Origin of the sequence: Shimia sp. R9_1 (assembly GCF_017743775.1) — a bacterium.
GTDB lineage: Bacteria > Pseudomonadota > Alphaproteobacteria > Rhodobacterales > Rhodobacteraceae > Shimia.
On record NZ_JAGHRN010000008.1, the window covers coordinates 45412 to 57079 of the forward strand.

At 53.6% G+C, this 11668-nt stretch carries 11 protein-coding genes; 8 read left to right on the plus strand and 3 right to left on the minus strand.

From position 1 onward, the window contains the following. Nucleotides 1–2: 2 nt before the first annotated feature. From J7399_RS19510 to J7399_RS19520, 3 genes are all read left to right on the plus strand, one after another. Nucleotides 3–1520 carry a tripartite tricarboxylate transporter permease gene (locus J7399_RS19510; RefSeq protein WP_209089134.1) on the plus strand — a complete coding sequence of 506 codons (1518 nt, stop codon included), beginning with the start codon at nt 3–5 and terminating at the stop codon, nt 1518–1520. An 86-nt stretch (nt 1521–1606) separates the two neighbouring features. Continuing rightward, entirely contained in the window at nt 1607–2776 is a 1170-nt protein-coding gene (locus J7399_RS19515) for a M20 aminoacylase family protein (RefSeq protein ID WP_209089137.1), read from the plus strand. A gap of 360 nt (nt 2777–3136) precedes the next feature. Continuing rightward, nucleotides 3137–3769, plus strand: coding sequence for a tyrosine-type recombinase/integrase (locus tag J7399_RS19520; RefSeq protein ID WP_209089140.1), 633 nt, complete (start codon nt 3137–3139; stop codon nt 3767–3769). Between the two features lie 133 nt (nt 3770–3902). On the opposite strand, the gene J7399_RS19525 is transcribed toward J7399_RS19520, so the two are convergent. Together J7399_RS19525 and J7399_RS19530 are read right to left on the minus strand one after the other, a co-directional pair. After that, nucleotides 3903–4475: a hemerythrin domain-containing protein gene (locus tag J7399_RS19525; protein WP_209089142.1), complete on the minus strand. Its 573-nt coding sequence runs from the start codon at nt 4473–4475 to the stop codon at nt 3903–3905. 5 nt (nt 4476–4480) lie between these two features. Next, on the minus strand, nt 4481–4963 hold the full coding sequence (locus tag J7399_RS19530; protein ID WP_209089145.1) for a luciferase family protein: 483 nt from the start codon (nt 4961–4963) through the stop codon (nt 4481–4483). A gap of 131 nt (nt 4964–5094) precedes the next feature. Here J7399_RS19530 and J7399_RS19535 point away from each other — a divergent pair, with 131 nt between their 5' ends. The 3 genes from J7399_RS19535 to J7399_RS19545 all read left to right on the plus strand — a co-directional run bounded on the left by J7399_RS19535 (nt 5095) and on the right by J7399_RS19545 (nt 7924). After that, on the plus strand, nt 5095–5949 hold the full coding sequence (locus tag J7399_RS19535; RefSeq protein ID WP_209089148.1) for a LysR family transcriptional regulator: 855 nt from the start codon (nt 5095–5097) through the stop codon (nt 5947–5949). Nucleotides 5950–6060: 111 nt separating this feature from the next. Beyond that, on the plus strand, nt 6061–6768 hold the full coding sequence (locus J7399_RS19540; protein ID WP_209089151.1) for a glutathione S-transferase N-terminal domain-containing protein: 708 nt from the start codon (nt 6061–6063) through the stop codon (nt 6766–6768). A gap of 52 nt (nt 6769–6820) precedes the next feature. Further along, nucleotides 6821–7924: an extracellular solute-binding protein gene (locus J7399_RS19545; RefSeq protein WP_247742983.1), complete on the plus strand. Its 1104-nt coding sequence runs from the start codon at nt 6821–6823 to the stop codon at nt 7922–7924. Between the two features lie 882 nt (nt 7925–8806). On the opposite strand, the gene J7399_RS19550 is transcribed toward J7399_RS19545, so the two are convergent. Next, complete coding sequence (locus J7399_RS19550) at nt 8807–9538, minus strand: LuxR family transcriptional regulator (protein ID WP_209089154.1); 732 nt, start codon at nt 9536–9538, stop codon at nt 8807–8809. Between the two features lie 92 nt (nt 9539–9630). On the opposite strand from J7399_RS19550, the gene J7399_RS19555 reads away from it, so the two are divergent. Both J7399_RS19555 and J7399_RS19560 read left to right on the plus strand, forming a co-directional pair. Further along, nucleotides 9631–10164 (plus strand): hypothetical protein, encoded by a 534-nt coding sequence (locus tag J7399_RS19555; protein WP_209089157.1) that lies wholly within the window; start codon nt 9631–9633, stop codon nt 10162–10164. A 9-nt stretch (nt 10165–10173) separates the two neighbouring features. After that, nucleotides 10174–11616, plus strand: a complete 1443-nt coding sequence (locus J7399_RS19560) for a VWA domain-containing protein (protein ID WP_209089174.1) — start codon at nt 10174–10176, stop codon at nt 11614–11616. The last annotated feature ends 52 nt before the right edge of the window (nt 11617–11668 follow it).

The window sequence follows — 11668 nt, forward strand, 5'->3', positions numbered from 1 at the left end:
AAATGTCTCCATTCCTGAATGGTATGTCAGCGTTCATCACCAGCCCCAGCGCTGTATTTGTCGCCATCGTCGGCTCGGTTGCGGGTATTCTCGTCGGCGCGGTGCCCGGGCTCAGCGGGACAACGGCTGTTGCTTTGCTTTTGCCTTTCTCGTTCTATCTGGATCCGCTGATCGCGTTGATCCTGATGTACACGATCTCAAAATCATCGGATTTCGGCGGCTCGATCCCCGGAATTCTCTTTAATACTCCCGGGACTCCTTCTGCGGCTGCGACCATGATCGAAGGTCATCCGCTGGCGCGGAAGGGTTACCCGGTAAAGGCGCTGCGTGCGGCCACAGCGGCTTCGGCAACCGGTGACTTCTTCTCGGAGTGTCTGCTGATCTTTGGCGCGGCCTATCTGGCGGTCTATGCTGTAAAAATCGGCCCGCCGGAACTGGTGACGATTTATATCATGGCTTTTGTCGTGATCTCATCAATCATTGGTGAATCGATGATCAAAGGCATCATCAGCACATTGTTTGGTATCACCATGGCTTTGGTTGGCTTCGACCCGATCTCGGGTAACCTGCGCATGACGTTTGATCAACTGCCGCTTATGGATGGTCTGCCGCTGGTTCCGGCATTGATCGGGATTTTTGTCGTCGGCGAAGTATTCCATCGCTTTGACGTCAAGGACTTTGGAGCGACCTCGCACAAAGATCGGAAAGAAGAGGTCAGCAAACCCGACGACAGTTTTGGTTTGACGGATTATCTGCGAGTACTGCCGACAATCATACGGTCCATGTTCATCGGCGCCTCCGTCGGAATGTTTCCCGGCATCGGTGCATCGGTCGCGTCCTTTCTGTCGTTTGGCGAGGCAAGACGTCAGGCAAAACCGGATGACGATTGGGGCAATGGCGAGGTCAAGGGCGTTGCCGCCTCAGAGGCTGCCAACAACGCAACCTCTGGGGCAAACCTGATCCCGCTGCTGACACTGGGTATTCCCGGATCGACGCAAGCGGCGTTGCTGGCCGGGGCTATGCTGATCCACGGAATTACCGTCGGGCCACAGGTATTCACCGAAGACGCCAACCTGATCTATGCGCTGTTTAGTGCCGGTCTGTTTTGTATCGTCGCCTACTTTGTTGTGGGCTTCTGGTTCAGTCCGATGATCGGACGGATCATTCTGGCGGTGCCTGCGCGGATTACCTATTCGCTGATCCTGATGATTTCGGTCTCGTCGGCATACGTATTGCACTCGTCACTGTTTGACGTGTGGATCATGGTTGTGTTCGGCGTCCTTGGTTATCTGTTCCGGCGCTATCACTATAATATTCCCGCCTTCATGATCGCCCTGCTTCTCGGCGGCGGCATGGAGCGCGCAGCGCGTCAAACCATGCTGCTGGACAATGATGGCCTTTGGATCATCTTCCAGCGCCCGATTTCACTGACGATCCTGATCCTGACGATGATCATGATCATCATGCGGATCAGAAAAGCACGGATGAACAAGACGCTGGCCGCCATTCAGGACGATTGATCCCGCGACTTTAACCAACCGCCAATACCGCCCTCTGCAGTCACGCGCACAGAGGACGGGCACCTTTGAAGATTTGAGGTATTCTTATGGCCATTCCTTCCGAAATTGCCGACCTTGCCAGCGAAATGACGGGTTGGCGCAGGCATCTGCATGCGCACCCAGAGCTAGGATATCAAGAGTTCAAAACCTCAGACTTCGTTGCACAGCACCTGACGGAATGGGGAATTCCCTTTGAACGTTTAACTGAAACCGGCATTGTCGCCACCCTGCAAGCGGGTGATGGCAACGGCGCGATTGCTTTGCGCGCTGATATGGACGCGCTACCGATGGAAGATCAGGGCGACGCGCCGTGGGTTTCGACCGTACCGGGCGTTATGCATGGCTGCGGTCATGACGGGCATACCGCGACGCTTTTGGGTGCGATGAAATACCTTTCGCAGACGCGGCGCTTCTCGGGCACCGTTCACGCGATCTTTCAACCCGCCGAAGAGGGACTTGCCGGGGCCAAAAGCTTGATCGACGCCGGTCTGTTCGAAAAGTTCACCGCCGATATGGTGTTCGGCCAGCACAACGATCCATTGTTGCCCGAAGGGGTAATGAGCGTGGTCAAAGGCCCGACAATGGCCGCCTCTGATCGATTTTCGATCAAGGTCAAGGGCAAGGGTGGACACGCTGCGCGCCCGCATCACACCGTAGACCCGCTGATTGCCGGAGCGCAGGTTGCTTTGTCGCTGCAAACAATCCTTTCGCGCCGTATTGATCCTTTGGAAAATGGGGTGGTTTCAGTGACGCAATTTCATGCGGGCACAACGGGTAACGTGATCCCCGAAGTAGCGGAGTTGGCCGGTACAGTCCGCACCCTCAAGCCTGAAGTTCAGAGCGAAATCGAAGCCTTGGTCTTCGAGGTCGCAACGAGCGCAGCGGCAACGGTAGGCGCAGAGGCAACAGTTGATTATCGGCGCGGATATCCCGCGGTCATCAACGCAGATGGTCCGACCCGGATCGGTGCAGACGCCGCCGCCGTAATTGTCGGAGAAGGTAAGTTGGTAAGAAACCGCCCCCCGGCAATGGGCGGCGAGGATTTCGCATTTATGGCCCAGGCCCGTCCTGGATGTTTTGCCCGCATAGGCACCGCGAAGGAAGGGGAGGAAACTGCGCCTTTGCACAGCCCTCGCTATGATTTCAACGACTCGATCCTGCCTGTCGGAGCCGCCTGGTTCGCGACCATCATCGAAAAAGCGCTTAGCGCTGATTAAAACCGTCTTTTGATCGCGGCGCATTACATTACACGTCGAATCCACTGGAACGCCCTATGCAGACCGGCTTTGTTGCGCACCCTGTGAATTTGGTCTTAATCTTCGCTGAGTTATGCGCGAATGGCCGAGTTTTGCGCTGCGCTGCAGATTAGATTTTGATGTCTGTTCAGACAGATCCTTCCACTTTGCTTGTGCAGCAGAATTCTGACAGGTCCGGTGAGGGCTCTGAGCTGCCCAATGCTTGCGCGGCAACTACCGACATCGTGTGTCTCTGACACCGGTCATCGCTTCAGACTGTAGAATCGTCCCGTCAGCGCGGTGCTGACGATTGGGTGTGGAGGGAGGATCGGAGGGCATATCATGCCAAGAGTCCAACTTCCCGCAGTCACTCCAAAGCGCAAGGCTTGGAACAAAGGACGCATCATCGGTCAGAAGAGGCCGCTGTTGCCGAAACAGGTCTGGGCAATCCGGGCACGGCTCGAATTGGCGGGCTATCTGCGCGATCTGGCTTTATTTAACGTCGCCATCGACAGCAAGCTGCGTGGCTGTGATCTGGTCAAACTGGCCGTTTCCGACCTCGTCAAAGATGACCGCGTCCGGGAACGTGTATCGGTCATCCAGAGCAAAACCAAGCGACCGGTTCAGTTTGAACTGACGGAAAACACGCGTGAAACCGTCTTGGCCTGGGTCAAAGCACCTGAGATGTTTGCGTGTCGGTTCATGTTCCCAAGCAGGTTCCACGACCGCCCACATATCTCAACCCGTCAGTATGGACGGCTTGTGCGCGACTGGGTGACGGCAATTGGCCTTGAACCGAATGGGTATGGAACCCATTCACTTCGGCGAACAAAAGCCGCGGAGATTTATCGAAAGACGGGCAACCTCCGCGCGGTCCAATTGCTGCTCGGCCATACTAAGGTCGATAGCACTGTTCGCTACCTTGGAGTCGAACTTGAAGATGCCCTAAGCATCGCTGAGAGTATCGATATCTGAACTACCTTGGCGAACGAGCCCTGCCGTTCGCCATTCCGAAGCGGGTGTCTGTCCCGTGCGCGGCATTGGTCGGTGTGGAGCCCATTGTGCGCAATGCTGCACGCCACATGAATGTCGGTGAACGTGACTTTCGTCAAAGATGAACATTCGCGTGCAGCATCGGTGGGATGAGCAAGTCTTCCTCATCATGGGTGTGTCGATGCAGGATCCGCTTTAGTTCGGTCGCTTGCTTCAGAGCCGCATCAATTGCCTCTTTGCTACTGGCATCAGGGCGAAGGGCCTGAAACGTCTTTCGGGACTTGGTAAGCACGCCTTCTAAGACGTCGTGGTCGTTTTCTAGCAGACCAACTGATGTTGTCTTTTCGGGAAACAGGGACAAGAAACGCGGGAGAACCGTTTCGTCCTCGTAGGCGTGATGATGCGAGACTCTGTCAATCAACTCCATGCCAAGATGGTTCATACCCGAGATCCCCAAAAGGTCCTGAACGCTACCTTCCGGCTCATCGAGAAGAACTTCGAGGCCGTTTACAAGGCGGGCACTTGCTTCCGTCATGGTTGCGTGAACCCTTTGAAACTGAGCAGGCCAGCCGAGGAAAAGAGGCGTTTTGGCCCATTCACTTCGGCGTGCAGGTAGCATCCCCAGTAGTGTTTCTGGGGATACATTAATACGTGTCAGCAGATGAAACTTTGGATCACAGTAATCCATTAAAGTCACACGGGAGCTTGCGTGCCAGTGGCAAACTCATATGATCTTCCGACGATCTGTTTGACAGTGGACAACTCGTTTTCGTCACGCGGTGAAAAGATCATTACTAGCCCTACCGGCCATTGTCCTTGACTCACGAGGTAGTGGTCTTCACCCCAACCAGTCCTCTTGATTTCAGCCACATCTTCTGTCGGCAGAACCAAATGCATGCTGCCATTGTCCGGCTTAGGGTGGATGTGGGCAAATTCGCGTCCGATCATGAATGCCGCGTGGTTGCCAGCAACGCCATCCTCCAAAATCAACGCACGCGATCCAGGAACGGATATCCTGCTGTTCTCGTTACTGATGTTTGGCAGCGCAAAGCACCAGGCATGCAGTGCGTCAACAATATCGTCTGGCCCATGCTGGGTGAGTTGAGAATGAGGGAGCTGCCCAAGTGTCTTTGGCGCTGGCCCTTGGCGGTCAGGGAGGTTGAGTGAGGACAGCATTGTTTGCTCCATACTGTTGCTTGAAGCATATGTAAGCGTCTACTCTAGCAATGAAATGTTGGATTTTTGCAAGTGAGCCTTGCATGAAAGCACAGAGGTCTCGTGCGGACCAAAACCTAGAATGGGCTGACATGCCCTATCTTTTGTCTGTTTGTGAAGCAGGCAGCCTCGCTGGCGCTGCACGTATGCTTAGGGTAAATCACTCAACGGTTTTCAGGCGAATTGAGGCGGTGGAAGCGCGCTTGGGCGTGCGCCTGTTTGAGCGTCTCGCACGCGGGTACATCATGACCCCAGCAGGAGAACGCTTCTATGAGCGGGCCATTTTGCTTTGCGAAGGAATGGATGAGCTTGAACGGGAGTTGGGCGGGCAAGACTTACGGCTGGAAGGTCCGTTGACCGTCACAACAACAGACTCCCTCCTCCATTGCCTTGCGCCCATTTTTGCCCAGTTTCGGCATACATACCCAGATGTCGAGCTGCGGCTTCTTTCAGATGTTCAAGCATTGGACTTGATGCAAAGAGATGCGGATATCGCGCTTCGGCCAACAAATAATCCTCCTGAGCACTGGATTGGGCGGGACTTATTCAGTCTGTCTTTTGCCACCTACGCGCACCGTGACTATTGGCAAGCTGTTCAGGATGATGGCCCTGAATACTATCACTGGATCATGCTAGGGGACGACCTGAACCAATCCCCGATGAGTAAAATCACTCTACGCCGCAAACACCAAGAGGCCAAATCAACTGTGCTCAATACGATGATGAGCGTGTTTGACATGGTGAACGCGGGCTTCGGTATCGCTGCTATGCCCTGCTATCTCGGAGAGAAACATGAAACTCTCGTACGTGTGGATGAGCCTGATGATAGCGCTGGCTGGCGTCTCTGGCTTTTAGCCCACCCAGATGTGCGGCGGAGCGCGCGAGTAAATGCGTTTTACGACTTTGCGACCAAGCACATCACAGACGAGGTTTTGGGCATCTCGTAGCGACTGGGCAGTCATCTGTGCCATTTTGCAAATCTGGTTTGCGCAGGTTGCCAATGTTCCCCGCGTAGGTCTGCGTCAAGTAATTGGGAAAGAACTTTCCAAGGACGTGTCATGCAATCTATTTCGACTTGGCAGGCCAAATTCCCGATCACAGGCAAATGGCCGCCCTATCAACCGGACCAAATTCAGCTTTATTCCTTCGGTACGCCGAACGGGGTCAAAATCTCCATCGCGCTAGAAGAACTTAGCCTTCCATATGAGGTGCACCTCATCCCCTTGAATGATGAGAATGTAAAAAGCCCGGAGTTTTTGTCCCTTAGCCCAAACAACAAAATCCCTGCCATCGTTGACCCTACAGGGCCGGATGGAGAGGCGATAGGCTTGTTCGAAAGCGCTGTCATTTTGGAGTATTTGGCAGCCAAATCAGGAGATCTAATTGGATCGAGTCTAGCACAGCGATACGAGATCCTCAGCTGGCTGACGTTTCAGATTGCCAGCGTCGGTCCAATGTTCAGCCAGTTTGGCTTTTTCCACGCCTTCGGTGGAAAGGATATTGAAGACCCCCGGCCGCATGACCGCTTCTTGACCGAAGTGCAACGGCTTCTCGGCGTCATTGATCGTCGGCTCACGGATCGTGAGTGGATTGCCGGGGATTATTCGATTGCGGACATCGCGCTCGGCCCTTGGCTGCAGACCATTCCACGCTTTTACAAGGCCGAAGAAATCACTGGCTTCAACCAAATGCCGCGGGTCATGGATTACGTGACTCGCTTCGGCGCACGGCCCGCAGTCAGCAAGGGATGGTCAGTCCTGTCCTAGACTGTCCCGTTGCCGATGACCTTCCACTGAACCCGAGAAAGGAGACCACCCCATGAAGGGAGTCCTCACCTATCAAACAATGCTTGGTGTCGCGTGCTTGGTGACCAGCACTTTTGCAATGGCACTACATGCTGATGAGATCGAAACGCGCTCTCTGGATGAGCTTTATGCAGCCGCGCTGGCCGAAGGCGGGGAGTTCGTCCTACGTGCTGGTGGCGACGAGCCCGGCCAGATCGACTATTATCTGGATCAATTGAAGGCGCGTTTCCCAAAGCTTGACGTGACACATAGTGTGGATGTGAGCATCAATCACGCGCCTCGTTTCGACAACGCCCGTTCCTCTGGGGGTGAAAAGAACATTCCAGATGTCATCCAGTTCCAGACCCTGCATGACTTCAACTATTATATGGAGCGTGGGCTCTTGGACGCTTATAAACCTGCAAACTGGGACAAGGTGTTCCCGGATCATAAAGACCCGCATGGTAGGTGGACCGGCCTTTATGGCGTGACATTCAGCAACTACGTCAACTTAGATTTGGTCGACCCCGAAAACCCGCCCCGCGACGCTTTGGACTACCTAGACCCCAGCCTCAAAGGCCAAATCATCCTGACCTATCCGCATGATGATGACGCAGTGCTTTACCAGTTTTGGAACCTAAAAGAAGCCTATGGGTGGGACTATCTGGAAAAGCTGGTCGCACAGGAACCCGTTTGGACGCGGGGCACTGCAATGCCCTATCATGCTGTCAACAACGGTTGGTACGCGGCAAGTTTCACAACCTTCTGGGCATTCGAGAACTTTCCCGGGCTGAACACCGAATTCCTGTTCCCGGAAGAAGACTATTTTCTGACCTGGTTCCAAACCGCGGGAATACCGACGCAAGCTAAAAACAAAGCGGCGGCGAAGCTCTACTTGAACTGGATGCTGTCCGAAGAAATGCAAGGCACATGGCTTCAGTTTCCGGTGCGTATGGATATCGCAGCGCCTGGAGACTACGGATCGGTTCAGCAGCACAACACGTCACCGGGCGATTTCCATCGTTGGCTGCTAAAGCGCCCTATGGTGGAGCGGTTCCGCGATCAGATGCGCCAGTTGATCGGACCAGCAAGAGGGCCTGAGGCAGTTGATCTCGACTACACTGTAAAACCAGAGTGACCGATGAAAAAAGCGCGGGGCTGAAAAATGGCCCTGCATTCGGCTTGCGGACATTGATCACAAGCAGCTGAATAACGGCTTTGTCCGCATGTGAGTTGTCCCGTAGATTTGCGGCGAAATCACGGCCTCGGTTCACGTTAACTTCATGCTTGCGAATGTCCGTTTCCTTGAAATTTGCCGCGTGGCAGCGATAGGCGCGCCGCACACGCGAAGCGATGCTGCGTCAGCAAAGCACGAAAACCAAATGACCGGAAAGTCCGCGGTGCTGTAGATGGGCCAATCTGCAGCGAAAGTCCTAAATGAGCCCATGGCAGTCATTACATTTTCTTGCTGCGCGCGCTCGCAGCAAGAAAATCGCTGCATCTGCGCGATTGCGGGCGCTGCTACGGGGCGGGAAAACCAGTCATTCGGGCGCCGTGCGGCGAGGATGAGTTGGGCAATTCACAAGTCGCGGACCAAAGCAGACTTTTGCGAGTGCAAATTTTGCTAACGCGGCATCCCTTCGCGCATGCGGCAGGTCTTTTATTACAGTACGGCGCATATCGTCATTGCAGTCGTTCGCGGCAATCTGATCTGACGCCTCGGCGCGAACAAAATAGTCGCTGCGTTAACACAGAAATTCTCACCCGAGATACAAGCATGGGCGGCACCGCTATCTTGTCGTTGCAGCAAGGGGCGCGATTGCGCGCTATTAGCTAGTGTTAATCTGCGTTGAACCAAAACCTAACACTCAACGCAGTACAGTCCAACAAGTAGAAACGGAATGACTTGTCAAATACAAAACAAAAAATGAACCAGAACGGAATCACTTCTTCTGCGATGCTCTGTAACCGCTCTAGTCATCCATGCGATTTGATCTTCAAACCGATTGTAAAACCTCAGCTATTTATGCTGCCGATCAATAAACAATCTCACGGCCTCATTGTTGTTAGATGCGCCGAGCTTACTTCGTGCATTTTTCGTATATAGACGAACAGAGGACTCTTTTAGGCCAAGCTCGTCCGCGATTTGCTTTGGGCGCAGTCCTCTCGATAACATTTCCAGCGTCTGTATTTCTCGGGGGCTCAACGGGCGCACCACATCTTGGTGGATTTCCCCCTTTCTCCACGTCTCAAACCGTGCGTTCGCAACAAGGCAAAGTGTCCGGAGGTCATCAACCAAGGGCATTACGCTTCTTTCAAAATCGTATCGCATCATGGCGTTACCCAAGATGAACCCGCCGTGCCTGCCTGATCCTTTCAAAGCGGTTGGAATTCCAATGCCTGCGTGCCAGTCAAATTCGGTTGTGGTTTGAATATATTCGCGTGTGTACTCATCAATATAGTGATCGTTCAGGTCCAGATATTCAGCTCCGACCTTTGTTGGCTCAAAAGTTGCACAGCAAAAGGTGACGAATGGTTCAATGAATTCAGGGTCTTTTGCTAATTCACGCGGCCATGAATTGGGCAAGCTTGACCTGACGTTCCAATGGGGCGGGCTGCCATCGTCTCTTGTCGCATAGATGACTTTGTCGAGCTTAAAGCGCGAAAGAGTGTCCAGCATGCGCGCCCAGGCAACATCAGGAGTTTTGGCTGTTTCGATGCTGTAAGCACATTCAAGAATTGTCCGATCCATAGCTCAAAATTGATATATCAATTTCGATATATTGCCAACAACAAGCTCGCCAAGGGATGGTGCGTGAAGCAAAATCGTTTTGAGTACTGTTGATGAACAAATTCAAAAGCGCCCTCAGGGAACATGTCACACGTCGTGATATTCTTTTAGGTTCAGGCGCCTTTCTGTTGATACCACATGTGGCGTGGGCTGAACGTACGGCTGTGGTTGATCTGCGTCTCGCAGATAATTTGGTCGGGTTTTATGGTGCCAAAATTCGCATGTTTTTGGCCGAAAACCTTGAGATTACTCCAAGCCATGAAATCGCAAGACCACAGTTCCATTTTGTCCGAGTAACAAGCGGGAAAGTGGCCGCGCTCTTCAGCTCTCCGCACGTCGAGAAGGTCGTATTTCCGGGCGAGATGTTTTTCCCAGGTGAAATGTTTCTGCCAAAGGCTGCGGTCTTTGATGGATTGGAAATCTCAAAAGTCAAAAAAGGCGGCAAAGTCAGCGTTCTGCAAAAAGAGAGGCTTTCCACAGTTGCGCTCAAAGCTTTTGGCGAGAGGAGTGGAGTGATGATTGTGACGTCTTGGGATGACATGGCTCCTAGTGACGCGTCCTCTACCCTGTATCTTTATAATAGCTAGGACCGTTCCATGCAGATGAAACGCTTCGTTGAACCAGCTTTGGTTGCGAGCTTCCTCGCAACTCCGCTGTTCGCACAAGAAAAGACAATGCTGGTGCTTGACGCCTCTGGATCGATGTGGGGGCAAATTGAAGGCACAGCAAAGATTACGATTGCCCAAGGCACAATCGACACCCTTCTGAGTGATTTGGATACCGGGCGTAATCTAGGGCTAATGGCTTATGGCCACCGCCGCAAAGGAGATTGCGCTGACATCGAGGTATTGGCGGAAACTGGGCCAGATACCGTCGGCGACATCGCTGCTCAGGTGGCTCGCATTTCACCGAAAGGCAAAACACCTATGGCCGCAGCTATAGCTCAGGCTGCGACTTCGATGCGCCACGTAGAAGACAAAGCCACGGTGATTTTGATCTCTGATGGAATTGAAACCTGCGCGCCTGATGTTTGTGCGGTTGCCTCTGCGCTGGCAGAAAGCGGGGTCGATTTTACAGCCCATGTGATCGGTTTTGATATCAAAGACCCAGAGGCAGATGCGCAACTCGCCTGCATTGCGGCTGAAACGGGAGGCCAATATCTGAGCGCGACCGATGCCGACAGTCTGTCGACTGCGTTGGGAGCCGTGGCCGCAAAGGTTCCAGAGACAACGCCGGAGCCCGAAGTTGATATCCGTATCGACGCGCAGAAACAGGCCAATATTGGCGAAGTCATCCCCGTGAGCTGGTCGGGGTATGATGCGGGTACAACAGGCTACGAACTCATCGTGCGTGATGAACAGGGCCGCAAGATCAACGGAACAATCATCTCTGGAGCCGCACCGCTTGACCTGGAAATGCCTGCTGGTGTCGGTCGATATGAAATTGCCCTGCAGCGCGTCTCGGGACAGGGCATCCTTGCAACAGCACCTATCGACATTGTTGAGATCCCCGTGACGCTTTCGCTGCCTGATGTGATTGTTGCGGGCAGCACAATAGAGGTTGCATGGACAGGACCGGGCTATCGAACGGATCGGATTGGCATCGGTTTTTCTGGTGAGCGCTCCAAGAAGAACGTGATGCTGAACAACAAGCCTTCACCCGCATTGCTCGACATTCCGACAGACGCTGGGGACTATGTGATCACCTATGCGCTCAGCCAAGATCAGAAAGTTTTGGCTGAAGTGCCGATCACTGTCACAATGCCGCAGGCAACGCTTACTGCACCTGCTGTGGGCACTGCAGGCGACACAATAGTTGTCGATTTTACAGGCCCCGAAAACCGCAATGATTTTATCGGCATCGTTCCTGTAGGTGACGGCGGCAAATCGAAGGGGCGGCATACTTTCCGCCTGCGAAATGGTGGCCCTGCCAAACTGATCCTGCCGGACGAGGCTGGCATTTACGACATCCACTATTTCCTGGCGGGGGAAAATGTCCGCATCGCCACCACTCAAATCACTATCGAAGAAGATCAGTGATGCGCCCAAACGCGGTTGCGTTGGTTGTCCTTTCAGCTCTGCTCTCAGGCTG